This is a genomic window from Microbispora sp. H11081 (genome assembly GCF_012999535.1).
GTDB lineage: Bacteria > Actinomycetota > Actinomycetes > Streptosporangiales > Streptosporangiaceae > Microbispora.
In genome coordinates, this window is sequence record NZ_JABBWV010000002.1 from 550,017 (window position 1) to 574,961 (window position 24,945).

The following is a 24,945-nucleotide window of genomic DNA, read 5'->3' on the forward strand; positions in this document are numbered from 1 at the left end:
GGGCCAGTCTAGTCAGGGCGAGCAATAGTCGTTAACCTTCACACGCATAGCGCTTGACGAGGAGGGCCGATGGGCGACAGCATCCTGATCACCGGAGGCACCGTCATCGACGGGACCGGCGCCGCGCCACGAGCCGGCGAGGCGGTGCTCGTGCGGGGCGACCGGATCGCCGCGCTGGGCGCGGAGGCGCTCGCCGAAGCCGAGGCGGCCGGAGTGGACGAGCGGATCGACGCGAGCGGGCGCACGGTCATGCCGGGGCTGATCGACGCCCACACCCACCTCAGCTTCGGCGAGCCGACCGGCAACGACGAGCTCTTCCACCACAGGACGCAGGGCTACAGCTCGATGCTGTCGGCCTACCACGCGCGCAAGGTGCTGCGGGCCGGGGTGACCGGTGTGCTCGACGCCGACTGCCTGTGGTCCATCGGGGTCGAACTGCGCGACGCGATCGACACCGGCATCGTGGAGGGCCCCCGGATGCGCGCCGGGGGACAGGCCCTGATGACCATGCTCGGCGGCACGGCCGGCCGGATGATCGCCGACGAGGGCACCACCGGATACGCGACCGTCGTGCACAACCGCGACATGATGGTCAAGGAGGTACGGCGCCAGATCAAGTACGGCGTCGACTGGATCAAGATCATGGTCACCGGTCTCATCCCGTCCATGAAGGGTCCGGAGGTCCAGGTCTGGAGCCTCGACGAGCTCCGCGCCGTCTGCGACACCGCCCACGAGCTGAACACCAAGGTCGTCGCGCACTGCCGCAACTCGTCGAGCACCCGCGACGCGGCCAGGGCGGGCGTCGACCTGATCTACCACGCCTCGTACATGGACGACGAGGCGCTCGACGCCGTCGTCGAGTCCGGCAGCGCGCTGTGCCCGACGTTCACGCTCCTCGGCAACCTCGCCGACTACGGTGGCAAGATCGGCAGCGCGCCCGAGCTGCTCGACGTGTTCCGCGCCGAGATCGAGGTCACCGCCGCGCAGATGGCCAAGGCGCACGCCGCAGGCGTGCCGTTCCTCACCGGCTCGGAGACCGGCTTCGCGGTCACCCCCGTCGGTGAGTGGCACGCCCGCGAGCTGGAGATGTTCGTCCAATACATGGGCATGACGCCGATGGAGGCGATCGTCGCCGCCACCCGCAACGGCGCCTTCGCGCTGCGCATGGAGGGCGAGGTAGGCACGCTGGAGACGGGCAGGCTCGCCGACATCCTCGTCGTCGACGGCGACCCGCTGAAGGACGTCACGATCCTGCAGGACCGCACGAGGATCGCCGAGGTGATCAAGGGCGGGCGGCGGATCGACATCACCACCCCGATCCCCGAACGCCGGATGCGCTCCACCGACCAGGTCCGGTTCCTCGCGTCCTGTCCCCTCACCCGCGGGCTCGCCCTGACCGAGGAGCAACTGGAGAAGCTGGCCCGTGTCTGACCCTCGCCCCGCCGCCGGGACCGGCCCGTCGGCCGGCCCGCGCGCGCCGGTGATCGACGTGCACGCGCACGCCGTGCTGGAGGTCAGCCTCGGGGCGGCGGGCGCCGCGGGGCCGGAGCTCGGCGTCTCGGCCGACGGCACGCCCTTCTACCGCGTCGGCGACTACGTCCTGCACGGCGTGCGCTACGCGGGCGGCCCCTTCATGGACGTGGACGTCCGTGTCGCGGCCATGGACGCGGCGGGCATCGACGTGCAGGTGCTGTCGCCCAACCCGCTCACCTACTTCGACCGGCTGGACACCGGCCCGGCGGTGGCCTTCGCGCGTGCGCACAATGACGCGCTGGCCGAGACGGTGGCGAAGCACCCGGCGCGGCTGCTCGGCGCCGCCCAGCTGCCGGTGCAGGACGTCGCCGCGTCGATCGCCGAGGCCCGGCGTGCCGTACGCGAACTGGGACTGGCGGCCGTGTACGTCGGCACCGACCCCGCCGGGCGCACCCTGGACGACCCGGAGCTCGACCCGCTCTACGAGGCGCTCGTCGACCTGGACGTGCCGCTGTTCGTCCACCCGTCGCCGCTCGGCCCGGACGGGCCGCCGGCGGACCCCAGGCTCCGGCGCTTCGACCTCGACCTGCTCTTCGGGTTCGCTCGCGACGAGACGCTCGCCGTGGCCGCGCTGATCTTCGGTGGCGTGCTCGACCGGCACCCCGGCCTGGACGTGTGCGTCTCGCACGGGGGCGGCGCGGCCGCGTTCGTCGCGGGGCGGTTCGCCCAGGCGGTGGACCGGCGCCCCTGGGCCGGTGCGAGGCTGCGGGAGAACGGGTTCGCGCACTACTACCGCCGCCTGTGGTTCGACACCCACGTGCACGACGAGCTGTCGCTGAGGCTGCTCGCCGAGCACGCGGGCACCGAGCGGCTGGTCTACGGCACCAACTTCGCCGGCTGGGACTCTGGCGCCCACGAGAGCCAGGGGATCGACCCGGAGATCCTCTCGGCCAACGCCCGCAGGCTCCTGCGCCTGCCCGGCCCTGCCGCCGGGGAGGTCCGGTGCGTGCCGTAGTGCTGTCGGGCGGGCTCACCCACGACTTCCCCGCCACCACGGCCTGTCTGGTGGACCTGCTGTCCGGGCAGGGCCTGTCCGCCGAGGTCCACACCGATGTCGACGCGGCCCTGCGCGCTCTGCCGGGTGCGGCGCTGCTGGTGGTGAACGCGCTGCGCTGGACGATGACCGGGCCGGGCACCCCCGCCCGCTACCGGATGCTCGCCGGAGCTGAGGGCGCGAGCCCGTCCCCGGGCGCCAGGGCCGCGCTGGCGGCCCACCTGGATGCGGGCGGCGGAGTGCTCGGCCTGCACACGGCGAGCATCTGCTTCGACGACTGGCCGGAGTGGGGGCGGACGCTCGGCGGGGCCTGGGTGTGGGGCCGCTCGCACCACCCGCCGATCGGCCCGGCGGTCGAGGTGCGGCCGGGCGGCGGGCACGAACTGGTGGACGGCCTCGATCCCTTCACCGTCGTCGACGAGGTGTACGGGGATCTGGACCTGGCGCCGGGGATCGTCCCGCTGCTGACGGCCCGGCAGCCCGCGGGGCCGGACACCGGCAGCGTGCAGCCTCTGCTGTGGGCCCGCGAGCACGGCGGCGGCCGGGTCGTCTACGACGCGCTCGGCCACCACCCGCCGTCGTACGAGGTGCCGGAGCACCACGAGATCCTGCGCCGGGCGGTCCGCTGGACCACGCGCGGCTGACCCGCGCGGGTGCGGACGACGGTGCGCCGCCCCTCGCCGCGACGCACCCCGATCCGGTCAGGCCCCCATCCGGTCAGGCCCCCATCCGGTCAGGCCCGATCCGGTCAGGCCCGATCCGCTCAGGACTCGGCGAAGCCGACGGAGTCGACAGACGCGGGGCGCGGCAGCGAGGCCAGCGTGCTCTTGATCAGGCCGCCGTCGACCGCGAGCGTCTGGCCGCTGACATAGGCGGACTTCTCCGAGCCGAGGAAGAGCACCGCGGCGGCGACGTCCTCGGCCGAGCCGAGCCGCGCCAGCGGCACCGCGCCCTCGCGCACCCGCCGCACCTCGGCATCGGCGTAGATGGCGTCCGACATGCCCGCGTGGATCAGCCCGGGAGCCACGCAGTTGACCCGGATGCCGTGCCTGGCCCACTCCATCGCCATGTGCTCGGTCAGCCGGACGACGCCGGCCTTGCTGGCCGAGTAGGCGCCCGCGTTCGGGGCCGCAGCGAGGCCGTTGATCGAGGCCAGGTTGACGATCGCGCCCCCGCCGGCCTCCGCCATCGTCTTCGCGAGCGTCCTGCCGACGATGAACGTACCCGTCAGGTTGACCCGCAGCGCGGCCTCCCACTCGTCCACCGGGAGGTCGAGCAGCGGGCCGAACCGCACGATGCCGGCGTTGTTCACCACCAGGCGCGGAGGTTCGGGCAGCCGCGCCGCCGCGGCGCGCACCGACTCCTCGTCTGAGACGTCGACGGCCGCGCCCAGGCACGCCTCCCCGATGGCGCGGGCCGTCTGCTCGACGGCGTGGCCGTCGATGTCCCACGCGGCGACCCGGTAGCCCTCTTTCACCGCGTACTCGGCGATGACGGCTCCGATGCCGTGCGCCGCCCCGGTCACCACGGCCCATTTCGTCATTGCGTCTCTCCCCTTGTCGGCCTGCCCCGCCAGCTGCCAGAGCGTCGTCATAACTATAACTACGCTAAGGATCGCGGACCTTCATGGCGCGTCCTTTCACGAGCTGTTCACACGGGGCAACCGGCACGACACACGCTCACAGGAGCGCCTGGTACGCCCCGCCGTCGACGGGCACCGCCGCTCCGGTGAGGTACCCGGCCTGCGCCGAGCACAGGAACGCGACGACCGCGCCCAGATCGGCCGGCTCGCCCAGCCGCCCCGCGGGGACGTCGCCCAGCGGCGGGCTGTCGCCGTACACCTGTGCGACGCGTTCCGTGCGGTGCAGTCCGGGCTGCACGGAGTTCACCGTGATGCCCTCCGCGGCCACCTCGCGGGCCAGCGTCCGCAGGAAGCCCGTGGCCCCCGCGCGGGCGGTGTTAGACAGCGCGAGGTTGGGGTACGGCTGCCGCACGCCGAGCGAGGTGATCGCCACGATCCGGCCCCAGCCGTGCTCCCGCATGAAGGGCAGCGCCGCCAGGGACATCCGGACGACGGCGAGCAGGCTGCGTTCGAGCGCCGGCTGATACGCCTCGGGCGGCGTCCGCGCGATCGTGCCGGGCGGCGGGCCGGGCCCGTTCACCACCAGGATGTCGAGGCCGCCCAGCAGCGCCGCCGCGTCCTCCACGAAGCCGGCGGCGCCGTCCGGCTCCGCGACGTCGGCGCGCAGCCAGCGCACGCCGGGCCCGAGCCGCCCGGCCGCGGCGCGGGCCCGGCCTTCGTCGGAGCCGCAGATCACGACCTGCGCGCCCTCCGCGGCCAGCGCGGCCGCGCTGGCGTACCCCAGCCCTGCGGTGGCCGCCGCCACGGCCGCGCGGCGCCCCCGGATCCCGAGGTCCACGGCTACGGCCCCGGCCTCATGGCGGGGCGCCCGCCAGAACGCTCCGCCGCCACGGCCCGCTCAGTGGACATCGATCTCCTCGTCTCCGTCGAAGACGCGGACGGCGCCGGAGGGGCAGTCGCGGGCGATGGCGAAGATCTGCTCGTCGGCCGGCCGCGGCCCGCCGGGGACCAGTTCGACGATCTCGTCATCGTCGAACCGGAACACCTCCGGCGACTCGGCCACGCACCTGCCGGAGCTGATGCACAGGTCCCGCTGCAACTCGATCCGATACGTCACTCGTCCCCTCCGAACAGGACCGGGTAGGAGCCCCAGTAGGGCCGCTGGGTGTTGGCGTCGCGCTGCGGCGGGTTGTCGGGGTCGCGGCGCACCCGCGCCGCGAACATCCGCTGGACCACGCCGGTGACCAGGCCGAACAGGTGCTCGTCCGGATCCGCGCCGACCCGCTGCACGACTCCGGCGGCCAGGTCCTGGCCGATGCACACGTGCATTCCGGCGGCGAAGCTCAACCCGAAGGGAGCGACGTTCGCGGGGAGCGTGCGGTGCGGGTCGAACTCGGCGGCGTCCGGGCCGAAGACCTCAGGGTCGCGGTTGACAGCCTGCAGGTCGATCACCACGGTCGCGCCCTCGGGGATCTCGACGCCCGAGCGCAGCGAGACCGGCGCCAGGGCGCGCCGCCGGCCGATCGGGCTCGACGGGTTGAGGCGCACGGTCTCGTGCACGCAGCGCTGGACGAACAGCGGGTCGGTGGCGGCGAGCCCGGTGTCCTCCGGGTGCGCCTCGATCCAGCCCAGGATGTGGTCGACCGAGCGGACGAACGCCGTGGCGCTGGTGTGGGCGCCGGCCAGCAGGAAGAACGCGACCTCCCTGCGGATCACCTCGGGCGGCAGCCGCAGCTCGCCGGTGTGGCGCAGCAGGGTGGTGAGCACGTCGCTGGGGACGTCGGCGTCCTCACCGGCGGCCTCCCGCTCCAGCAGTTCGGTGCGGCGGGCGATGGAGGGGGCCAGGAACTCCGCGTCCCAGTCCTCCAGCGCCTGCGCGATCACGCGCCGCTGCGCCGCCTTGGCCTTCGTGGAGTGCGCGAGCGTGGCGCCCTCGATGAACCTCATCATGTAGGCGTAGAGCCGCCGGCTCTCCTCGGCGGTGCCCTCCGGGCGGTCGACGCCCGCGGTCAGCGCGGCGAGGTTGAGCATCAGCTCGTGTCCGAGGTGCACCAGGTCGACGCGGCCCTCCGCCTGGTACGGGGCCAGGGTCTGCTCGATCACCCCGGGGAACAGCTCGCGTTCGTAGCGCTCGAAGACCTCGCGCCGGAACATCCGGTTCTCCACCCGGCGCCGGGACCTGTGCTCTTCGCCGTGCAGGTTCACCAGAACGTCGGCCATCACGACCTCGCCCTCGTCGTAGAGGGACTGGCGCAGGTCCTTGCTGCGATAGGCGTCCTTGGCGTCGGCGAAAGTGGTGAGGACGATGGTGGTCTCTTCGGCGACGGCTGTCATGTCGACTCGCTCCTCCGTTGGCGCCGACCGGGTCGGGGGACACCCGGTCGCCACTGAGGGTCTCGTGACGCGCTAAGCGGAGTCAAGACCCTAACGACGAGCGGGGCAGGCATTAGCGCCACCAGGATCTTTTCTCGAACCAGTGTCCGCTGATAGCGTCGTTAGCGTTCTAACCTCGTGAGCTCAGGGAGCGCGTGGCGATGACGACGATCACCCTTGACGGCTACGCCGACGTACGGGAGGCCTTCCGGCTGCGCGACCTGAAACAGGCGCTCTACGACGAGGGCGGGGTCGTGATGGCCGACTGCCTTCTGGTGCTGCACGGTGAGGACCACCGCGTACGCCGCAGGGTGGAGAACCGGCTGTTCCGCCGCGGCACGTTCCGGCACTGGGAGCGCGAGTTCCTGCGCGACGTCGTACGGGACACGCTGGCGCCGTTCGCAGCGGAAGGCCGCGCGGACCTGGTCGAGCTCGGCTACCGCACGATCATGAGTCTGACCGCGCTGGTCGCGGGCGTCGACCGGCCCACCGGCGGCGCGGACGAGGCGGACGCGCTCTACCGCTACGCGAAGAAGTTCTCCGAGGGCGCCACCCTGGTGCACACCACCCGCGACCCGGAGACCGTACGGGCCGAGGTACGTGCGGCGCTCGAGGAGTTCGACGCGACGTTCCTGCGGCCCTCCATGGCCCGCCGCCGCGAGCTGCTGGACCGGCACGCGGCGGGCGAGCTGAGCGAGCAGGACCTGCCCCGCGACGTGCTCACTGGACTGCTGCGCCACCAGGACGAGCTCGGCGTCGACCACGAGATCCTGCTCCGCGAATGCGCCTTCTACCTGCAGGCGGGCTCGCACAGCACCGCCGACGCGTTCACGCACTCGGCCGACGAGTTCTTCGCCTGGCTCCGCCGCGACCCGGCCGCGGCGGGGAAGGCGCTCGACGACCCGGTCCTGCTCCAGCGCTGCGTGCACGAGACCCTGCGCCTGCACCCGGCCAGCCCCGTCGCGCGGCGCCGGGCGCTCGCCCCGGCCGTGCTGCGCGGCGGCACCGAGATCCCCGAGGGCGCGGTCGTCGTGCTGGACATCGCGGCGGCCAACCGCGACCCGCGGGTGTTCGAGCGGCCGGACGAGTTCGACCCGCTGCGCGAGGTCCCGGCCGGCGTCCCCAGGTGGGGCCACGCCTTCGGCGGGGGCATGCACGCCTGCATCGGCACCGAGCTCGCCGGCGGCGTCCCCGAGGTGGACAGTGCGGTGGTGGACGGCCCGGTGGCGGACGGTGCGGCGGCGGACGGTGCGGAGCAGGAGCACGAGCGGGTGCTCGGCACCGTCACGCTCATGCTGTCGGCGCTGCTCGCCGCCGGCGCGAGGTCCGACCCGCAGCGGCCGCCGCGGCGGGACCCGAACTCCTCGCGGGACCACTTCGCGTCCTATCCGGTGGTGTTCGGATGAGGCCGCCCACCGGGTGACCGGGCGACTCCTCGCCGCGGCGCGCGCGAGGGACGCGGCCACGGCGGATCCGGCGGAGGAGCAGGGCGAACGCGAGGGCCCGGCCGCGATGTCACGGCCGGGCCCCCGACGTCCCCCGGAACCCGGGCGCGGTGGCCCGGGCGGCTACAGGGCCGCCAGGGCGCGGGCCACCAGGACCTCGGCGAGGTGGGCGCGGTAGGCGGCGCTCGCGACCGCGTTGTCCGGCGGTTCGCAGCCCCGCGCGGCGAGCCGCGCCGCCTCGGCGGCGGGGACGCCGGCCGCCAGGGCCTCCTCCACCGCCGTCGCCCGCACCGGCGTCGGCCCCATGCCGATCAGCGCGATCGCGGTGCCGCCTCCGGGGCGCGCCTGGGCGGCGACCCCGACCACGGCCCAGTCCAGGGCGCGGCGGCTGAACTTCTCGAACGCCTGCGACAGGCCGGCCGCGGCCGGCAGCCGGATCTCGGTGAGCAGTTCGCCGGCCGCCAGCGCGTTCCTGTGCCGGCCGGTGAAGAACTCGCGGGCCGGGATCTCCCGCACACCAGACGGGCCGCGCGCCACCAGCACGCCGTCCAGCGCCAGCACCGCTGCGGCCAGGTCGGCCGCGGGGTCGGCGTGCGCCAGCGAGCCGCCGATCGTGCCGCGGTTGCGCACCTGCTGGTCGCCGATCCGGCGCGCGGCGGCGGCCAGCAGCGGCGCCCCCTCCGCCACCACCGGGTCGCGCTCCAGGATCCGGTGGGTGGTGAGCGCGCCGACCGCGATCCGGTCGCCGTCCGCCCGCACGTACGACAGCTCGCCGAGCCTGCCGATGTCGATCAGTACGCCGGGCTCGGCCCGCCGCAGCTTCATCGCGGGCAGCAGCGAGTGGCCGCCCGCCAGCAGCCTGGCGGCGTCGCCGTGCCGGGACAGCTCGTCGAGCGCCTCCTCGACGGAGCCCGCGCGCACGTAGGAGAAGCCGGCCGGGATCATCGCGCGCCTCCGTTCGCGGCCGCCCACCGGACCGACTCGACGATCATCTGATAGCCGGTGCACCGGCACATGTTGCCCTTCAGCCCATTGCGTATCTCCTGCTCCGTCGGGTCGGGCCGTTCGGCGAGCAGCGCGGTGGCGGCCATGACCATGCCCGGCGTGCAGAACCCGCACTGCAGGCCGTGACACTGCCGGAAGCCCTCCTGCACCGGTGACAGCCCGTCCTCCCCGGCCAGCCCCTCGATCGTGGTGACCGCGCGGCCGTCGGCCTGCGCGGCCAGGACGGTGCAGGACTTGACGGCCACGCCGTCGAGCAGCACCGTGCAGGCTCCGCAACTGGAGGTGTCGCAGCCGATGTGGGTCCCGGTCAGGGACAGCGTGTCGCGCAGGAAGTGGACGAGCAGCAGCCGGGGCTCCACCTCCCGGGTGTGCGGCTGTCCGTTGACGGTGATCTCAACGCGCATCGTGCATGACCTTCCAGACTCGTTCCGGCGTGCAGGGCATCTCCACGTCGCGTACGCCGAGGTGGGCCAGCGCGTCCACCACGGCGTTCACCACGGCCTGCGGCGCGGCCGTCGCCCCCGCCTCGCCGAGCCCCTTGGCGCCGAGCGGGTTGAAGCTGGACTTCGTCTCGATGTGATGGGTCTCGTACGAGGGCAGGTCGAGCGGGCCCGGCACCATGTAGTCCTCCAGCGAGGCGGCGAGCGGCCGGCCGCCGGGGTCGAACGCGACCTTCTCGTACAGCGCCTGCGCGATGCCCTGGGCGACGCCGCCGTGGATCTGCCCGCGCGCCGTCAGCGGGTTGATGACGGTGCCGCAGTCGTCCACGCAGACGTAGCGCAGGACCGTCACCCGCCCGGTGTCCCTGTCGATCTCCACCACGCACCCGTGCGCGCCGCTCGGGTAGCTGAGGTTCTTCGGCTCGTAGTAGGCGGTGTGCTCCAGGCCGAGCGCGGTCCCCTCGGGCAGCAGGTGCGGCTTGAAGGCGCGCACGGCCACCTCGGCCATGGTGACCGTCGCCTCGGGCACGCCCTTGATCTGGAACCCGTCGCCCACCGGCACCACGTCGTCGGCTTCGGCCTCCAGCATGTGCGCGGCGATGGTCCTCGCCTTGGCGGCCACCTCCACCGCGGCCTGCCGTACGGCGTTGCCCGCGACCGGCATGCCGCGGCTGCCCATGGTGCCGGTGCCCTCCTGCACGACCGCGGTGTCGCCGTACAGCACGCTGATGGCGTCGAAGGGCACGTTCAGCTGGTCGGCGACGATCTGGGCCAGGGCGGTCTGGTGGCCCTGCCCGTGCGGGGCGGTGCCGACCAGGACGATCACCGAGCCGTCCGGCTGCATCCGGACGTTCGCCGACTCCCAGCCGCCGAGGTAGCCGAACTGCTCGAACAGCGGCGTCGGCCCGAAGCCGCCCATCTCCACGAACGTGGACAGCCCGACGCCGAGCAGCGGGGCGGCCGGGTCGGCCAGCCTGCGGGCCTGCTCCGCGCGGAGGGCGGCGTAGTCCAGCTCGCCCAGCAGCAGGTCCAGCGCGGCCGGGTAGTCGGCCTCGTCGTAGACGATCCCCTCGAACGGGGTCTGGTACGGCATCTCCTCAGGCTGGATCAGGTTGACCTTCCGCACGTCGGCGGGGTCCTCGCCGAGCTCGCGGGCGACGAGGTCGACCACCCGCTCGATGAGGAAGCTCGCCTCCGGCCGTCCCGCTCCCCGGTAGGACGCGGTAGGCGTCGTGTTCGTAACGACGCTGCGGTAGCGCGCGGCGATCTTGGGGATCCGGTAGCACCCGCCCAGCATGTACGAGGTCAGCGTGGCGAGCCCGATGCCCACCGGGTCCGGCACGCCGCCGATGTTGACGGTGATCGTCACGTCCATGGCGAGGATCCGGCCCTCGGCGTCGAACCCCACCTCGACGTCCTGGATCTGGTCGCGGCCGTGGTAGGTGTGCACCATGTGCTCGCCGCGGGTCTCGACGTACTTGACCGGCCGGCCGAGCCGGCGGGACAGTTCGGGCGCGAGGAAGAGCTCGGGCATGAACGAGGACTTCACCCCGAAGGCGCCGCCGACGTCGGGCGCGATCACGCGGACCAGGTGCCTGGCGAGCCCGAACCGCTCGGCGATCTCCGCGCGGACCCGGTGCGGCGCCTGGACCGTGGCCCACACGGTCGGTCCCGCCCCGGTCCAGTCGGCGAGCACCCCGTACGGCTCGATCGGCGTGCCCGCGCAGCGCTGGTTGACCAGCCGGGCGCGCAGGCGGTGCGGGGCGGCCGCGAGATCGGCCGTCACGTCGTCCGGCGTCACCTGCTGCTCCAGGGCGAGGTTGCCGGGCAGCGGCGCGAAGATGGGCACGGCGCCCGGCGCGAGCGCGTCGGCCACCGTGGCCATCACCGGCAGCGGCTCGTAGGCCACCCGGACGGCCCGCGCGGCGTCCGCGGCGGTGTACCGGTCGGCGGCGACCACCACGGCCACCGGCTCGCCGACGTAGTGCACCTTGTCGCCGGCCAGGTAGCCGCGTTCCAGGCCCGGGACGGACGGGCGGGGCGGCAGGTCGGCGAAGTCCCGCGCGGTCCAGACGCCGAGCACGCCCGGCAGGGACCTGGCCTCCTCGGTGTCGATCCCGGTGACGAGCGCGTGGGCCTCGGTGCTGTGCACGTAGACCATATGGAGCAGCCCCGGACGATGGATGTCGTCCACGAACGTGCCGCGCCCGGTCAGCAGTGCGGCGTCCTCCTTGCGCGGTACCGCCGAGCCGATCATCGTCACAGGCCACCTCCGTTGGCGCCAGACCACACGTCGTTAGACGTATAGCGACTTATATTGTCGCTTCTGTCGCTTCTCCGGCAAGACCCTTGGCCGGCCGATCGCGGTGGACGCGTGACATGGGGTCGCCGGGGAATTCCCCTTGAGTCTCACGTAGCGTGAGCTTCTAGCGTCGGCGGCATGGAGATCATCGTTCACGACACGGCCACCGCGATGGCCGACCTGCTGGCCGCCCCCCTCGCGGAACGGCCCGCCGCGCTCACCGGCATGCTCCGTCCCATGTGGGACGCGGTGCCCTGGATGCCCGTCGACGACGTGGTCGGCATGCACCACAAGGGGTCCGGTTTCCGCGTCGACAGGGACGACGAGCGCTACCTGCCCGCGGTGCGGCGGATGCGCGAGGCGGGCGTGTGGGAGCAGGTCCGCGACGCGCTCACCCGTGCGTGGAAGCACCAGCGCGAGGCCGTGCCCGGCATCCGGAGCCCCGAGACGCTGCAGGTCTACATCGTCCTCGGCGACCCGGACGCGGAGCACCTGGTGCGGCGCAACCACGGCTACATCGGGATGAGCGGCAGCGGCCTGGTCTACCTCCTCGTCTGGCCGACGGAGGACAACCTCGGCCGCCTCGGGCAGTGCGCCGTCCATGAGCTCAACCACAACATCCGGTACTCGAACGTCGCGTGGGACCCCGCGACCGTCACCCTGGGCGAGCAGATCGTGTCAGAAGGGCTCGCCGACGCCTTCGTCCGTGAGCTGTACGGGCCGCAGGGGCTCGGCCCATGGAGCACCTGCCTGGACGGGCCCGCGCTCGACGCGGCGTACGCCACGATCACCGGAGCCCTGAACCTGACCGGCATGCACAACTTCGTCGCGTACGTGCACGGGGACGCCACGGCGGAGCTGATGGGTCAGCCGCCCGTGGGCCTGCCCGACCACGCGGGGTACCCGGTCGGGCTGCGGATCGTCGACGCGCACCTGTCCGCCTCCGGCCTGACCGCCGCCGAGAGCACGACGTCGCCCCGTCAGGAGGTCCTGGCCAGCGCCGGGCTGCGCGACGCCCGCTAGGCTCGCTCGTCGGGTCATCTCAAACCGGTACGAGGGGGACGAAGCGGTATGGGTGCCGGACAGATCGTGCTCTTGCTCGTCGCGGCCCTGGCCGCCGGATGGGTGGACGCCGTCGTCGGCGGGGGAGGGCTGCTGCAACTGCCGGTGCTGCTCCTGGCGGGCCTCACCCCGGTCCAGGCGCTGGCGACGAACAAGTCCGCCGCCATCTTCGGCACCGGGTCGGCCGCCGTCACCTACGCGAGGAAGACCAAGCTCGACCGGGCGGTGGCCGTACCCGCCGCGGCCCTGGCGGTCGCCTGCGCCGGTCTGGGCGCCGTCTCGGCCGCCCTGCTCGACGCGGACGTGCTGAAGCCGCTGGTGATGGTCGTGCTGCTCGGGGTGGGGGCGTTCGTGACCCTGCGGCCGGGGTTCGGCCGGCTGGCCCACCCTCACCTGCGCACGCCGGCGCGGGCGGTGGCGGGAATCGCGGTGGCGGGCGTCGGCATCGCCTACTACGACGGCATCGTGGGGCCGGGCACCGGCACCTTCCTGCTGATCGCGTTCACCTCCGTCCTCGGAATGGACTTCGTCCAGGCCTCCGCCACGGCGAAGGTCGTCAACACCGGCACGAACCTCGGCGCGCTCATCGTCTTCGCCGTGCAGGGCCACGTGGTGTGGGCGATCGGCCTGGCCATGGCCGCCTGCAACATCGCAGGGGCGCAGATCGGCGCGCGGATGGCGCTCAACCGGGGCTCGGGGTTCGTCCGGGTCGTCCTGCTGTGCGTCGTGGCCGCCCTGGTCGCCAAGCTCGGGTACGACCAGTTCCTCAGCCGGTGAGCCGGCGACTCAGTCGATGAGATCGCACAGGCCGGGCCCGAGGTCGTCGTCCACCATGCGCAGCGCGGTCTCCGCCCTCGACGCGAGCGCGAGCGGGGGCACCCCGGCCACCAGATGGGAGTGTGCGATCCGGTCGAGCGCGGCGCCCACCAGCGGCGCCGTGACCCGCAGGGCGGCGGGAAGCGCGACGCCGCCGGTGGAACCGCCGTGGAGCACGATGTTGCGGCACCGGTAAAGCCGCCGCAGCGACACCTCCAGGTAGCCGCGCACCCGCCCCAGCACGTGCCGGCGGTCGGCGAGCAGCGCCTTCATCCGGAAGACCGACGCCACGTCGCTGCCGGTCCGCCACGACCGCACCAGGGGGAGCCCGTCCCGGCTCTCCAGTTCGGCGGCGACGAGTGTGGAACGTTCCCGGTTGGACACGCAGGCCGTCAGCTTGTCGGTGAGAGCGTCACCGGGCACCTCCCTGATCCGGTAGGAGAGCGCGGTGAGCTCGGCCCGCGGCCAGGAGCAGGCGACGAGCGCGGCGGCGCGGGAGGCGGCCACCACCTTCTCCCGCTCGTCGGGATCCCTGGCCTCGGTCAGTAGGGACTCGAGAGCCGCCCAGCCTCCCGCGATGGCGGGCGCGAGCGGCCCCTGGTTGAGCCCGGAGGCGATCTCCAGGGCCTCGTCGACCGTGCTCCTGGCCTGCTCGCCGAACCGCTGCACGTCCTGGCCGACCACGTACAGCTGCCGCTCGGCGGCGAGTGAGAGCACCTGCGCGCCGCGCGAGGGCAGCAGGAGGGGGAGCGGCCGGTCCTCGCCTCCGATGTACGCCTCGCCCAGCGGGACGACCGCACCCGCGGCGGTGAAGCGCGCCCGCGCCTGCAGCCGTTCGACGAAGTCGGCGACGATCTCCACGGCGCGCTCGGCGTCCCTGGCCTCGACCGAGTAGGTGAGCCCGCCCACCACCTCCCGGTGCCGTCCGGCGCTCGCGCCCGCCATCAGCGGCCGCGTCTGCTCGGCCGTCAGCCAGTTGGGCAGCCAGCCGGCCAGTTCCTCGTGCCGGCTCAGCGCGCGGAAGGGGACGACGACCCGCCACTGGCGCGGCGGCCGGGCCAGCAGGGCGGACGCCTCGGCGATCAGGTCCGTCGCGGACAGATTCAGATGGCCGGCCCGGAGCCAGCGCTGCACACCCGTCAGGCTGTGCCCGCTGTCGAGCAGGTGCGCGGCGACGGCCCGGGCCACGCGTTCGGCCCGGGGCGGCTCCTGCGCCGCCGCGCAGGACGACCAGCGGTCCAGATAGCCGGGCCGCCCGATGTCGACGAGGTGGCGTAGCTTGCGGCGGCCGTCGCTGGCCAGGGTGAGAGTGGTGCGCAGCACGTCGCGCAGCTCACGGCGGTAGGCCGCGGTGCCCAGGGCGGGATCGTCGCCGAGCAGGCGCTCCAGCGCGTGGCGCTGCCAGTCCACCGCCGCCTGCGACAGCACCCGCCGGTCGACCCACACCCCGGCCTCGTACAGCTCCTCCAGGGCGAGGAAGGAGCTGACGGTCCACAATCGGCGCGCCCACGGGGTGGCGGCGCTGGTGAAGTCGAGCAGCCGGGTGGTGACGTGCCGGGAGTAGGGGGACCGGGGGTCACGGCCGGCGGGAATCGCGTGCATGCTGACGCAACCTCGGGGGGTGGAGGGGCAGTGGAGGGAAATAAAGAGGGCGCGGCCCAGAAAGACCGCGCCCTCGGGGGCGACTGCCCCGGATAAGCCTGCTCGCTTGCGCGATGCTCAGAAGATACCCCGTGTCGCGCCCGCCGTACCGGGATTTCGCGAGAACCTTGACTCGTGTCGCGGCACTTCTGACAGCGCGGCTGTCAATTCGACCGCCTCTGCCCGTTATGGCGCATCGGGGCTCTCAGCGGTGAGGTTCCACCACGACCTTGAGGCCGCGCCGGGAGACGGCGGCGGTGAAGGCGTCCGCCGTGGCCGCGAGCGGGAAGCGCTCGGTGACCAGCGACGACACGTCCACCGCGCCGTCTGCGACGAGACGGATCGCCCGGGGATAGGTGAGGTTCATCCGCCGGACCAGGGCGAGCGTGAGGCCCTTGCGCCGGGCCAGCGACGCGGGGAACGACGTGCGGTCGTCGTCGGGAATGCCGGCCAGCACGACCCGGCCCCCGGGCCGCACGGCGGTCATGGCGACGCGCACCGCGTCGTCGGCGCCCGCCACCTCGAAGGCCACCCGTACGCCGAGGCCGTCCAGCCCGTCGATCGCGGCCCACGCCGCCGGTCCCGCGTCCTCGGGGGAGAGCGCGTGGTCGGCGCCGTACCGCAGGGCGGCGGCCCGGCGGTGCGGCAGCGGGTCGACGGCGACCACCACCGACGCGCCGGCGAGCCGGGCGAGCCGGACCACCAGCAGCCCGATGGGCCCGCAGCCGACGACGGCGACGGGCGTCCCGAGACCCAGGTGCCCCAGGTCCACGGTGTGGAGCGCGACGCCGAGCGGTTCGAGCATCGCCCCTTCGCTGTCGGAGAGCGTTTCGGGCAGCGGGTGCAGCAACTCGCCGGGCCAGGTGAGGAACTCGCGCAAACCGCCGTCGAGCGCGCCGTGCCCGGCGAAGCGGACGTGCGGGCAGAGGTTGCCGTATCCCGTCGCGCACACCGCGCAGCGTCCGCAGGGGATGGCGGGGTCCACCGCCACCCGGGTGCCGTGCCGGGGGCCGCCCTCGACGACCCCCGCGATCTCGTGTCCCACGACGAGCGGCTCGTCCAGCACGGCGTCGCCGATGCCGCCCTCGGAGTACCAGTGCAGGTCGGAGCCGCACAGCCCGACGGCGGTGACGCGCACCAGGCTCTCGCCGGGCCCGGGGACGGGCGGCGGCTCGTCGGCCAGCCTGATGTCGCCCGTCTTGTGCAGCCGGGCGGCCCTCACGCCCCCGTGCTCCGCGCCATCGCCGCCTCCTCGGTCCGCCCCACACCTTGATCGTATCCCCGCGCACGCCGAGGGCCGGGCCCTCACCGCCGGCCCGGCCCTCGATCCGTCTCAGCGACCCGCTATGACCAGGTCTTCCCGGTCATCTCCCGCGACTGGTCACGGGCCTGCCCGGCGACCTGCCGCGCCTGGTCGCGGGCCTCCTCGCCCGTGGTCCTGGTCGCCTCGGCGGCCGTCTCGCGCACCTGCTGGACCGCCTCCCTGGCGTCCTCGCCGACACGCTGGGCGGTCTCCTGGACGGCCTGCCTGACCGGCTCGGCCATCTCCTCGGCCCGGTCCTTGACCCGCACGGCCGCACGCTCCTCGGCGGAGGTCTTCGGCAGCAGGCTCGCGGCCAGCAGCCCCGCGCCGAAGGCGATCAGCCCCGCGGCGAGCGGGTTGCCCTGCGTGCTCCGCATCGCCTGGTGCGGCGCCTCGCGCACGGTCTGGGCGGCCTGCTGGGCGCCGTGCCTGACCATCCCGCCGGCCTCCGCCGCGGTCTCGCGGACCGTCTCACCGGCGTGGACGGCGGCGTCGCGCACCGTCCCCGCGGTGTCGCCGGTGTGGCCGCGAACCGTGTGAGTGGCGCGTGCCGGTACTCCCATCACCTTCTCCTTCACCGAGTGCGTCATCTCGCGCATCCTGTCCGCACGGCGCCGCACGATGCGCGCCGGGCTCGTCCGGTCGGTGAGCCGGTCCACGTCGGCGGCGAGCTCCGCCCGCGTCACCTCGATCTCGGCCCTTATCTCCTCTGGGCTCGCGCCCATCGCACGTCCTCCTTCAGCGTCTCGATGGTCTGCTCGGGCGTGGGGTTCACCTCGCGCATCCGCTCCCTGCCGCGGGCGAACAGGACCCCGCCTGCCACCGCCCACACGGCCGCGACGATGAGCGCGGCCCAGGCCGGGTCCATCACGTTGCCGAGCCCGAACACCACGGCCAGCGTGACGAGAAGCGCCACCATGTATCCGGCGAAGCCGGCTCCGCCGAGCATTCCGGCCGCCTTGCCGGCCTTCGCGGCCTCCTGCCGGATCTCGGCCTTCGCGAGCGCCACCTCCTGGCGGAACAGCGTGGACAGATCCGTGCCGATCTCCCCGACCAGCTTGCCCAGCGAGGGCTCGGCGGGCGGGACGGGGTGACTCATCGCGGCTCACCTCCGGCGCCCGGCGCGCGGGGGAACCCCTCCGAGTCGCTCAGCCCGTCGGCGCGGCCGTCCCGGATCTCGTCCGCCGGGTGGCGGGCTCCGGTGGGGTAGCCGGTTCCCGTGCCGGTGGCGGAGCCGTACGAGGAACCGTAGGAGGGGTCGTACGAGGAGCCGGGGCCGGACGGCCTCGTGTCGCCGGCCGCCGTGCCGTACCTCGCGTCGTACGCCGTCCTGTTCGGTGTGCTGTCCGGCGAGCCCTTCGCCGTGCCGTCCGCGTGCGGGTCCTCCGCCGAGGCGACGGCCTTGACGGCCCGCCCGGCGAGGAACCCGGCGACCAGGGCGCCGGCGAGGAACAGCCCCGGGCGGCGCCGCGCGAAGTCCTGCACGTCGCGCACCGCGCCCTGCAGGCCCTCGGTCTCCAGGTAGTCGGCGGCGCGATGACCCCGCTCCGCGACCTGCTGGACCACGCCTCGCATGGGGGAGTCGGGCTTGGCGTTGTCGCCGATGGCCTCCAGTTCGCCGGTCCACTGCCGGAGCGTGTCGGCCGCGCGCCTGCTCTGCTGCGTGGCCTGCTCGTCGGTGTGCCTGCGCACCTGGTGGAGGACGTGCCGCGTCTGCTGCCTGGCCTCGTGGGCCACCGTCCGCGCCTGATCCCGCGCGGTCACGGCCACCTCACCGGCGGCCGACCCGGCCTCGTGGGCCGTCTCGCGCGCCGCGTGCCGGATCTGGTGCGCGGTTCCCTCGTGCCCCGCTTCCTCGTGGGCTGTTCCCTCGTGCCTCGTGCCCTGCGGCCCGGACCGCGGTCGCCCGGCGTCCTGCGGCAGTTCGCTTCCCCCGGCGAATGTTCGCGTCTCGGTATGGAAGTCGCTCACTGAAGCCTCCTTGGGTCGAAATCGTCCCTGGAGGGTCGGGCTACCCCCGAAGCTCGAACGGACGCGCAAATCGCAAAAAAAGCCAATAATGCGTATTGACGCGGTCAAAACATCCGGTCTCGCGCCATTCGCGACACGAGGCCAGGCTCTTCTTTTCCCGTGGCGGAGACATACTTGGGCATGCCCGAAACTCGTCTCCCCGGCGCGATCAGCCTTCCCGACGGCGTCTGGGTCCGCGGCCGGGGCCTGCGGCGGCCCGCTCCTGCCGGCGTGGCGCCCGACTACGGCCTCTATCTCGGCGGCGGGCGGCTCAGGCGTGCGCACGACCAGGGCATCACCTGGACGCACGAGTGGATCGACTGGCCCGACTTCCTGCTGCCCCGCGACCGGGAGCAGGCGATCGGCCGCATCCGCGCCCTGCACGAGCAGGCCCGGGCGGGCCGCCGGGTGGAGGTCGCCTGCGGCGGCGGAGTGGGGCGCACCGGCACCGTCATCGCGTGCCTGGCCGTCCTGGCGGGCCTGCCCGCCGACCGGGCCGTCGCCTGGGCGCGGGCCGAGTATCACCCGCGCGCCGTCGAGACCCCCTGGCAACGCCGCTGGGTGCTGCGCTTCCCCGCCTCCTGACGGACACGACGGGCCGACCGGTGCCCGGGCCGTCGTGGCGCGGCCTTCGGGCCGGTTCCGGCTGACCGGAACTCGTATGGTTGGGTTCTCCTGTGCTTGCCGACGTGCTCGGACTGGCCGGTGTCGGCCTGGTCGCCGGGATTGTCAGCACGGTCGTGAGCCTCGCCACGGTCGTGTCGTACCCCGCGCTGCTGGCCTTCGGCCTGCCGCCGCTCACGGCCAACGTCACCAACACCGTCGCGCTGCTGTTCACCGGAGTGGGCGCGGCGGCCGGGTCGCGGCAGGAGCTGACGGGCCAGGGGCGTCTGCTCGCCCGTCTCGGCCTCGTCACCGCGCTCGGCGGCGCGACGGGCGCGGCGCTGCTCCTGGTCACGCCGTCGCGGACGTTCGAGGCGGTCGCGCCGGCGCTGATCGCGAGCGCCTCGCTGCTGCTGTTGCTGCACCGGCCCCGCGCGGGACGGGTGTACCTCGGCGGGGAGAACGGCGTGGCCCTGCGCGCGGGCGTCTTCTGCGTCGCCGTCTACACCGGGTATTTCGGAGCCGCGGGCGGCATCCTGATGTTCGCCGTGCTCGCCGCGGCGCTCGACCGGCCGGCGGCCGGTGTCAACGCGGTCAAGAACGTCGTGGGCGCGTTCGCCAACGCCGTCGCGGCCGTCTGGTTCGCCATGATGGGGCCGGTCGACTGGGCCGCCGTCGGGCCGCTGGCGGTGGGGTTCCTCGTGGGCGGCCGGATCGGCCCCGCGGTCGCCCGCCGCATGCCCGGGCAGACGCTGCGCGTCGGCGCGGCCCTCTGCGGCCTCGCGGTCGCGGTCAAGCTGGGCTTCGACGCGTACGGCCGCTGAGCGGCGCGCGGCCTCCCACCGGACGGCACCGGGCGGGCCGGTGACCTGTCCGTAGGGCCGCGCGGGGGTCAGCGGGCGCCGGCGCCGGGGGACGTGTCCGGCGCGGCGACGGCCTCGGCGTGCCTGGCCCGCAGGCGGTCCCGGATCTCCTCCGGCGTGTACGCGCGCCTGCGGCGCTCGGCCCGTGCGATCACCACACCGGTCGCCGCGACACCCGCGAAGGCGGCCAGACCGAATATCTTCCACCAGCGCATGTGCCTAGGCTACTGCCGTGGCTCAGACGCGGATAACTCTCGACAAGGCACTCGAACTGGCACGCACCGGCGATGTCTGGGTGTTTCGCGGACGCAGCGTCCCGGATCGCGCAATCCAGGTCACCACCAACAGCCCGGTCAACCATGTGGGCATGGCCGTGGTGATCGAGGACCTGCCGCCGCTCATGTGGCACGCCGAACTCGGCCGGTCGCTGCCCGACATGTGGTCGGGCACGCACCAGCGCGGCGTCCAGTTGCACGACATGCGCGACGCGGTCCGCGTCTGGGCGGCGAGGTACGGCCAGCGCGCCTGGCTGCGCCAGCTTGAGCCGGGCGTGACCAGGGAGATGGAGGACGCCGTCCTGCGGACAATCGCCCGGCTGGACGGCACGCCGTTCCCTTCCACCGCCCGCCTGGCGGGACGCTGGATCCGCGGGCGGGTTCCCTCGCTCCGGCCCTCGGCCCTGCGCGCGCCGCGGGACGCGGAGCGGGCAACGGCCCGCGACAGGGCGCTGGAGACCGCCTACTGCGCGGAGGTGGTCGCCGTGACCTACGAGGAGATGAGCCTGCTGCCCGAGGGCCGCCGCCCGAACTGGTACGACCCCGGCAGGTTCTGGAGCGGCGACAACCTCCTCCTCGCGGGAGGCCATCGGCTCGGCGGCGAGATCGCGGTCGACGTCCCCGGCGGCGTGGCGCCCTGACCTCGCTTCCGACGCGTAGATAACGCCCCGGCGAAGATTTTCCCCGCGCGGTCAACCTCAAGTGCCGCGGGCGCGTCAGGTGTAGACACCGTTGTCCAGCCCCGGAGGGCAGAGCCCCATGCCTACTCCTGAGATGAGACGCGAGGATCTCGCCGGCGCCACCGACAGCGAACGGCGGGCGCGTCTCGCGCTCGACGCGATACGCCGCCAGGGTCCAGAGGCGGTGCAGGAGGAGACACTGCGCCTGAAGTCCGAGCTGTTCCGGATGTACGGGTGGGAGGGATACCAGCGGGTCATCGCCAAGATGGAGAGCGACCTGGCGCGGCTGCACGAGCCGCACTGACCGCTCAGGGCGAGGACGGGCCGCTCAGAGGGAGGACGGGCACGTCAGGTGCCGTCCGAGCCACTCGGTGACCCGCCGCGCGAACGTGACCCTGTTGACCCGCCGCCGCAGTTCGTGCCCCTCGTCCTCGAACAGCAGCAACTCGCAGGGGACGCCGCGCGCCCGGGCCGCGCCGACGACCTGTTCCGCCTCGTACACCGGGACGTTGGTGTCCCGCGCGCCGTGCACCACCAGGAGGGGAGCGGCCAGGCGGTCGAAGGCGTGCAGGGGCGACAGCGCGCGCAGCAGGTCGCGGTCGGCCTCCGGGTGGCCGTACTCGCTCACGGCGGCGGCGGCGATCCACGGCTCGGTGCGCTCGTAGAAGGTGGCGAAGTCGGCCATCCCGCACACGTCGACCCCGGCGCGGAAGAGCCCCGGATAGGTGACGAGGGCGGCCAGCGTGAGATAGCCGCCGTACGACCAGCCCATGCAGGCCAGCCGTACGGGGTCGGCGACGCCGGCCCGCACCAGGAAGGCGGCGCAGTCCGCCACGTCGTCGACGGCGTGGAACCGCAGCGCGTGGTCGTCGGCCTCGCGGAAGGCCCTGCCGAACCCGGCGGAACCACGCACGTTCGGCGCGAAGACGCCGATCCCCGCGGCCACCAGGCACTGGTACAGCGGCGTGAACGCGGGCCGCTCCTGGTCCTCAGGCCCGCCGTGCAGGAACAGCGCGTACGGCGCGGGGCCCCGGGCGCCGGGCGGGCGGTAGAGCCACCCGGCGAGTTCCAGCCCGTCGCGGGCCGTCAGCCGCACGAGTTCCGCGTCCACGGCTCCGGCGACGCGTCCCGCCCCCGCGAGGGTCCGGTAGCGGCCCGTGTCCAGGTCGCACGACACCACGTGGGAGGGCCGGGCGGGCCCCTCCACGGCGAGCACGGCCGTCCTGCTGTCGAGCGACACCCTGACCGAGGTCACCAGCTCACCCGGCGGCGGGGGCAGCGGTCGCGGCGCCGGGCTCCCGGTGCCGGACGCGACCGGAGCCGTGCCGAGGGCGCCCGCTCCGGGCTCCAGCACCGCCAGCTCGGAGCGGCCCGCGACGTTCCACACCAGCACGAGGCGGCGGCCGTCCGCGCCGAGCGCGAAGCGGTCCAGTTCGGCGTCCGCGCGCTCGGCCAGCGTCACCGGGACGCCGCCCCGGCTCACCGCCACCAGCGCTGCGCGGTCGCGCCCCGCGTCGGACAGCAGGTAGGCGGTCTCGCCGTCGGGGGACAGGACGCCGTGGTCGGTGGAGCCGGGCAGGCCGGCCAGCAGCGGCTGCTCCGTGCCGCCCGGGGTCAGGTCCGCCAGGAACACGCGCCGCATCCCTCTCGGGCCGCGGCGCAGCAGGATGCGCGCGTGGTCGCGGCTCACCGACTCCGGACGCAGGAGAGGCCCGGCCGCGACGGTCTGGCGGCTCCCGGTGCCCGCGTCGACCAGCAGGGCCTCGGCGGGCCCGGCCGCCGAGACCTCGGTCACCAGGAGCAGGTCGCCCCGGCCGGTCCACTCGCGGAACCAGGCCGACCCGCCCTCCGGCGCGGCCAGCGGCCGCAGGTCGCCGCCGTCGGGGCGGACCGTCCAGACCTGGGTGTGCTCGCCGCCGCCCGGGGCCACCAGCACGGCCAGCCGCTCGCCGGTGGGCGACCAGCCGACCTCGGCGACCGGCTCCGGCCCGGTGTCGACGGGCCGCGCCTCCGCGCCGGGCCTGGCCGGCTGGACCCAGACCCGTGGCGCGCCGTCGCGGTCGCTGACATACGCGATGGCGCGGCGGTCCGGGGACAGGGCCGGCGTCCGGCAGGCCCAGGCATCGAGGAACGCGGTGTCGTGGGACACGGCGTGGGGGAGCCCGGCGCCGAGTACGTGCTCCGCCATCAGATCCCTTGCGACTGCAGCCACATCTCCAGCAGCCCGAGCTGCCACACCATGTTGACCCCCGTGGTGGCGCGGTCGGCCCCGGGGTCCCGCAGCAGCCGCGCGACGTACGCCGGGTCGAACAGGCCGCGGGCGCGGGCGGCGGGCGCGGTGAGCGCGTCGCGCATCAGGTCGAGGAACGGGCCGTCGATGTGCCGGATCGCGGGCACCGGGAAGTACCCCTTCGGCCGGTCGACCACCTCGGGCGGCAGCAGCGCCCGCGCGGCCTCCTTCAGGACGCCCTTGCCGCCCCCGGCGAGCTTCAGCTCCGGCGGGCACGCCGCCGCGAGCTCGACCAGCTCGTGGTCGAGGAACGGCGTGCGGGCCTCCAGGCCGTGGGCCATCGTCATGTTGTCGACCCGCTTGACCGGGTCGTCGGCGAGCATCAGCCGGGTCTCCAGGCGCAGGACGGCGTCGAGCGCGGTCTCGGCGCCCGGCCGGTCGAGGTGGCGGCGGACGACGCCGGAGCTCGGGTCGTCCGCGGCCAGGTGGGCGGGCGCGACGATGCCGCCGAGGTCCTCGTGCGGCCGGTCGAAGAACTCCCTGGCGTACACCGCGAAGGCGTCCTCGCGCGGCACGGTCGCCAGCGGAGGGAACCAGCGGTATCCCGCGAACACCTCGTCGGCGCCCTGGCCCGTCTGCACCACCTTGACGTGCCTGGCGACCTCCGCGGACAGCAGGTGGAAGGCGACGCAGTCGTGGCTGGCCATCGGCTCGCTCATCGCCCGCACCGCCTCCGGCAGGTCCGACAGCAGCCGCGAGTCCTCGATCGGGATGCGGTGGTGGTCGGTGCCGAAGCGCTCGGCGACCAGGTCGGAGTAGCGGAACTCGTCGCCCGCGTCGCCGCCCGCCGCCCGGAACCCGATGCTGAACGTCGACAGGTCCCGCGGGCCCTCCTCGGCCAGCAGCGCCACGATGACGCTGGAGTCCAGGCCGCCCGACAGCAGCACACCCACGGGCACGTCCGCGACCGTGCGCCTGCGTACGGCGGCGCGCAGCCGGTCGAGCACGGCGTCGCGCCAGTCGTGCGCGTCCATCCCCTCGTGGCACGGCAGCCGGGTGAAGGGCGGGTCCCAGTAGACCGTGTCGCGGGACGTCCCGTCGGCCTCGACCGTGCGCACGGTCGCCGGGGGCAGCTTGCGCACGCCGGAGAGGATCGTGCGCTCCCCGGGCACCAGCGAGTGGAAGGTCATGTAGTGGTGCAGCGCGACCGGGTCGATGTCGGTGCTCACCTCGCCGCCGGCCAGCAGCGCGGGCAGGGTGGAGGCGAAGCGCAGCCGCCGCCCGTCCCCGGAGACGTACAACGGCTTGATCCCGAGCCGGTCGCGGGCGAGGGTCAGCCGTCCCGACACGGTCTCGTGGACGGCGAAGGCGAACATCCCCGTGAAGCGGCGCACGCACTCGGGTCCCCAGCGGTGGAACGCCTTGACCAGGACCTCGGTGTCGGATCCGGAGGTGAAGCGGTATCCCTCGGCCCGCAGTTCCTCGCGCAGCTCCCGGTAGTTGTACAGGCAGCCGTTGAAGACCGCCGTCAGGCCGAGGGCGGGGTCGGCCATCGGCTGGGCCGCCTTGTCGGACAGGTCGATGATCTTCAGGCGCCGGTGGCCGAGGGCGACCGGGCCCCGCGACCACAGCCCCGACCCGTCAGGGCCGCGGTCGTGCATCGCGTCGGTCATCCTGCCCACCGCGCCGATGTCGGCGAGCCGCCCGTCGAACCGGATCTCGCCGCTCAGTCCGCACACGTCGTCCCTACCTCCCCGACAGCGTGAGGTCGACGCCGACGGCCAGGTC

25 protein-coding genes are annotated in these 24,945 nt (G+C 73.9%); 10 read left to right on the top strand and 15 right to left on the bottom strand.

The features are described from left to right. Positions 1-69 precede the first annotated feature (69 nt). Genes HHX31_RS07580 through HHX31_RS07590 form a run of 3 tightly spaced genes read left to right on the top strand, consistent with a single transcriptional unit; the run spans position 70 to position 3,171 of the window. Positions 70-1,431 carry an amidohydrolase family protein gene (locus HHX31_RS07580; RefSeq protein ID WP_169946427.1) on the top strand — a complete coding sequence of 454 codons (1,362 nt, stop codon included), beginning with the start codon at positions 70-72 and terminating at the stop codon, positions 1,429-1,431. Then, on the top strand, positions 1,424-2,488 hold the full coding sequence (locus HHX31_RS07585) for an amidohydrolase family protein (RefSeq protein WP_211589378.1): 1,065 nt from the start codon (positions 1,424-1,426) through the stop codon (positions 2,486-2,488). The genes HHX31_RS07580 and HHX31_RS07585 overlap by 8 nt, the downstream gene beginning before the upstream one ends. After that, a complete protein-coding gene (locus HHX31_RS07590) occupies positions 2,476-3,171 on the top strand; it encodes a ThuA domain-containing protein (protein WP_169946430.1) in 696 nt (231 codons plus the stop codon). Before HHX31_RS07585 ends, HHX31_RS07590 begins: the two co-directional genes overlap by 13 nt. 119 nt (positions 3,172-3,290) lie before the next feature. Here HHX31_RS07590 and HHX31_RS07595 read toward each other — a convergent pair whose 3' ends face one another. The 4 genes from HHX31_RS07595 to HHX31_RS07610 form a co-directional block, all read right to left on the bottom strand. Beyond that, positions 3,291-4,070 carry an SDR family NAD(P)-dependent oxidoreductase gene (locus HHX31_RS07595; RefSeq protein WP_169946432.1) on the bottom strand — a complete coding sequence of 260 codons (780 nt, stop codon included), beginning with the start codon at positions 4,068-4,070 and terminating at the stop codon, positions 3,291-3,293. Positions 4,071-4,206: 136 nt separating this feature from the next. Then, positions 4,207-4,947, bottom strand: coding sequence for an SDR family oxidoreductase (locus HHX31_RS07600; RefSeq protein WP_169946434.1), 741 nt, complete (start codon positions 4,945-4,947; stop codon positions 4,207-4,209). A gap of 60 nt (positions 4,948-5,007) precedes the next feature. Then, positions 5,008-5,226 carry a ferredoxin gene (locus tag HHX31_RS07605; RefSeq protein ID WP_169946436.1) on the bottom strand — a complete coding sequence of 73 codons (219 nt, stop codon included), beginning with the start codon at positions 5,224-5,226 and terminating at the stop codon, positions 5,008-5,010. Further along, on the bottom strand, positions 5,223-6,443 hold the full coding sequence (locus HHX31_RS07610) for a cytochrome P450 (RefSeq protein ID WP_169946438.1): 1,221 nt from the start codon (positions 6,441-6,443) through the stop codon (positions 5,223-5,225). Before HHX31_RS07610 ends, HHX31_RS07605 begins: the two co-directional genes overlap by 4 nt. Before the next feature lie 200 nt (positions 6,444-6,643). Here HHX31_RS07610 and HHX31_RS07615 point away from each other — a divergent pair, with 200 nt between their 5' ends. Beyond that, positions 6,644-7,888, top strand: coding sequence for a cytochrome P450 (locus tag HHX31_RS07615; protein ID WP_169946441.1), 1,245 nt, complete (start codon positions 6,644-6,646; stop codon positions 7,886-7,888). Positions 7,889-8,050: 162 nt separating this feature from the next. On the opposite strand, the gene HHX31_RS07620 is transcribed toward HHX31_RS07615, so the two are convergent. The 3 genes from HHX31_RS07620 to HHX31_RS07630 are packed head-to-tail and all read right to left on the bottom strand — an operon-like array spanning position 8,051 to position 11,629. Continuing rightward, entirely contained in the window at positions 8,051-8,872 is an 822-nt protein-coding gene (locus tag HHX31_RS07620) for a xanthine dehydrogenase family protein subunit M (protein WP_169946443.1), read from the bottom strand. Beyond that, a complete protein-coding gene (locus HHX31_RS07625; protein WP_169946445.1) occupies positions 8,869-9,336 on the bottom strand; it encodes a (2Fe-2S)-binding protein in 468 nt (155 codons plus the stop codon). Before HHX31_RS07625 ends, HHX31_RS07620 begins: the two co-directional genes overlap by 4 nt. Further along, positions 9,326-11,629 (bottom strand): xanthine dehydrogenase family protein molybdopterin-binding subunit, encoded by a 2,304-nt coding sequence (locus HHX31_RS07630; RefSeq protein ID WP_211589495.1) that lies wholly within the window; start codon positions 11,627-11,629, stop codon positions 9,326-9,328. Before HHX31_RS07630 ends, HHX31_RS07625 begins: the two co-directional genes overlap by 11 nt. 183 nt (positions 11,630-11,812) lie before the next feature. Between HHX31_RS07630 and HHX31_RS07635 the strand changes: the two genes are divergently transcribed. Next, complete coding sequence (locus tag HHX31_RS07635) at positions 11,813-12,697, top strand: DUF2268 domain-containing protein (RefSeq protein ID WP_169946449.1); 885 nt, start codon at positions 11,813-11,815, stop codon at positions 12,695-12,697. 48 nt (positions 12,698-12,745) lie between these two features. Further along, positions 12,746-13,513 (top strand): TSUP family transporter, encoded by a 768-nt coding sequence (locus HHX31_RS07640; protein ID WP_169946451.1) that lies wholly within the window; start codon positions 12,746-12,748, stop codon positions 13,511-13,513. 9 nt (positions 13,514-13,522) lie between these two features. Here the strand turns inward: HHX31_RS07640 and HHX31_RS07645 are convergent, their stop codons facing one another. From HHX31_RS07645 to HHX31_RS07665, 5 genes are all read right to left on the bottom strand, one after another. Further along, positions 13,523-15,154: an integrase gene (locus tag HHX31_RS07645; protein WP_169946453.1), complete on the bottom strand. Its 1,632-nt coding sequence runs from the start codon at positions 15,152-15,154 to the stop codon at positions 13,523-13,525. Between the two features lie 244 nt (positions 15,155-15,398). Then, a complete protein-coding gene (locus HHX31_RS07650) occupies positions 15,399-16,415 on the bottom strand; it encodes a zinc-binding dehydrogenase (RefSeq protein WP_169946456.1) in 1,017 nt (338 codons plus the stop codon). A gap of 122 nt (positions 16,416-16,537) precedes the next feature. After that, entirely contained in the window at positions 16,538-17,221 is a 684-nt protein-coding gene (locus HHX31_RS07655) for a DUF3618 domain-containing protein (RefSeq protein WP_169946458.1), read from the bottom strand. Then, a complete protein-coding gene (locus HHX31_RS07660; RefSeq protein WP_169946460.1) occupies positions 17,197-17,595 on the bottom strand; it encodes a phage holin family protein in 399 nt (132 codons plus the stop codon). The genes HHX31_RS07655 and HHX31_RS07660 overlap by 25 nt, the downstream gene beginning before the upstream one ends. Further along, positions 17,592-18,467, bottom strand: coding sequence for a hypothetical protein (locus HHX31_RS07665; RefSeq protein WP_169946462.1), 876 nt, complete (start codon positions 18,465-18,467; stop codon positions 17,592-17,594). The genes HHX31_RS07660 and HHX31_RS07665 overlap by 4 nt, the downstream gene beginning before the upstream one ends. A 180-nt stretch (positions 18,468-18,647) precedes the next feature. On the opposite strand from HHX31_RS07665, the gene HHX31_RS07670 reads away from it, so the two are divergent. Beyond that, complete coding sequence (locus HHX31_RS07670; RefSeq protein ID WP_169946463.1) at positions 18,648-19,091, top strand: protein-tyrosine phosphatase family protein; 444 nt, start codon at positions 18,648-18,650, stop codon at positions 19,089-19,091. A 104-nt stretch (positions 19,092-19,195) separates the two neighbouring features. Beyond that, positions 19,196-19,933 carry a sulfite exporter TauE/SafE family protein gene (locus HHX31_RS07675; protein WP_169946465.1) on the top strand — a complete coding sequence of 246 codons (738 nt, stop codon included), beginning with the start codon at positions 19,196-19,198 and terminating at the stop codon, positions 19,931-19,933. Between the two features lie 68 nt (positions 19,934-20,001). Here the strand turns inward: HHX31_RS07675 and HHX31_RS07680 are convergent, their stop codons facing one another. Then, positions 20,002-20,187 (bottom strand): hypothetical protein, encoded by a 186-nt coding sequence (locus HHX31_RS07680; protein ID WP_169946467.1) that lies wholly within the window; start codon positions 20,185-20,187, stop codon positions 20,002-20,004. Positions 20,188-20,204: 17 nt separating this feature from the next. On the opposite strand from HHX31_RS07680, the gene HHX31_RS07685 reads away from it, so the two are divergent. Then, positions 20,205-20,888, top strand: a complete 684-nt coding sequence (locus HHX31_RS07685) for a hypothetical protein (protein ID WP_169946469.1) — start codon at positions 20,205-20,207, stop codon at positions 20,886-20,888. A 133-nt stretch (positions 20,889-21,021) separates the two neighbouring features. Further along, on the top strand, positions 21,022-21,231 hold the full coding sequence (locus HHX31_RS07690; RefSeq protein WP_169946471.1) for a hypothetical protein: 210 nt from the start codon (positions 21,022-21,024) through the stop codon (positions 21,229-21,231). Between the two features lie 24 nt (positions 21,232-21,255). Here the strand turns inward: HHX31_RS07690 and HHX31_RS07695 are convergent, their stop codons facing one another. Both HHX31_RS07695 and HHX31_RS07700 read right to left on the bottom strand, forming a co-directional pair. Continuing rightward, positions 21,256-23,115, bottom strand: coding sequence for a prolyl oligopeptidase family serine peptidase (locus HHX31_RS07695; RefSeq protein ID WP_169946473.1), 1,860 nt, complete (start codon positions 23,113-23,115; stop codon positions 21,256-21,258). Beyond that, complete coding sequence (locus HHX31_RS07700) at positions 23,115-24,896, bottom strand: N-acetylglutaminylglutamine amidotransferase (protein ID WP_169946475.1); 1,782 nt, start codon at positions 24,894-24,896, stop codon at positions 23,115-23,117. The genes HHX31_RS07695 and HHX31_RS07700 overlap by 1 nt, the downstream gene beginning before the upstream one ends. Between the last annotated feature and the right edge of the window lie 49 nt (positions 24,897-24,945).

Coding starts and splice junctions, on each gene's coding strand:
- HHX31_RS07580 (WP_169946427.1), top strand. CDS start 70: ATGGGCGACAGCATCCTGATCACCGGAGGCACCGTCATCGACGGGACC.
- HHX31_RS07595 (WP_169946432.1), bottom strand. CDS start 4,070: ATGACGAAATGGGCCGTGGTGACCGGGGCGGCGCACGGCATCGGAGCC.
- HHX31_RS07610 (WP_169946438.1), bottom strand. CDS start 6,443: ATGACAGCCGTCGCCGAAGAGACCACCATCGTCCTCACCACTTTCGCC.
- HHX31_RS07615 (WP_169946441.1), top strand. CDS start 6,644: ATGACGACGATCACCCTTGACGGCTACGCCGACGTACGGGAGGCCTTC.
- HHX31_RS07620 (WP_169946443.1), bottom strand. CDS start 8,872: ATGATCCCGGCCGGCTTCTCCTACGTGCGCGCGGGCTCCGTCGAGGAG.
- HHX31_RS07625 (WP_169946445.1), bottom strand. CDS start 9,336: ATGCGCGTTGAGATCACCGTCAACGGACAGCCGCACACCCGGGAGGTG.
- HHX31_RS07630 (WP_211589495.1), bottom strand. CDS start 11,629: ATGATCGGCTCGGCGGTACCGCGCAAGGAGGACGCCGCACTGCTGACC.
- HHX31_RS07635 (WP_169946449.1), top strand. CDS start 11,813: ATGGAGATCATCGTTCACGACACGGCCACCGCGATGGCCGACCTGCTG.
- HHX31_RS07640 (WP_169946451.1), top strand. CDS start 12,746: ATGGGTGCCGGACAGATCGTGCTCTTGCTCGTCGCGGCCCTGGCCGCC.
- HHX31_RS07645 (WP_169946453.1), bottom strand. CDS start 15,154: ATGCACGCGATTCCCGCCGGCCGTGACCCCCGGTCCCCCTACTCCCGG.
- HHX31_RS07655 (WP_169946458.1), bottom strand. CDS start 17,221: ATGGGCGCGAGCCCAGAGGAGATAAGGGCCGAGATCGAGGTGACGCGG.
- HHX31_RS07660 (WP_169946460.1), bottom strand. CDS start 17,595: ATGAGTCACCCCGTCCCGCCCGCCGAGCCCTCGCTGGGCAAGCTGGTC.
- HHX31_RS07670 (WP_169946463.1), top strand. CDS start 18,648: ATGCCCGAAACTCGTCTCCCCGGCGCGATCAGCCTTCCCGACGGCGTC.
- HHX31_RS07680 (WP_169946467.1), bottom strand. CDS start 20,187: ATGCGCTGGTGGAAGATATTCGGTCTGGCCGCCTTCGCGGGTGTCGCG.
- HHX31_RS07690 (WP_169946471.1), top strand. CDS start 21,022: ATGAGACGCGAGGATCTCGCCGGCGCCACCGACAGCGAACGGCGGGCG.
- HHX31_RS07695 (WP_169946473.1), bottom strand. CDS start 23,115: ATGGCGGAGCACGTACTCGGCGCCGGGCTCCCCCACGCCGTGTCCCAC.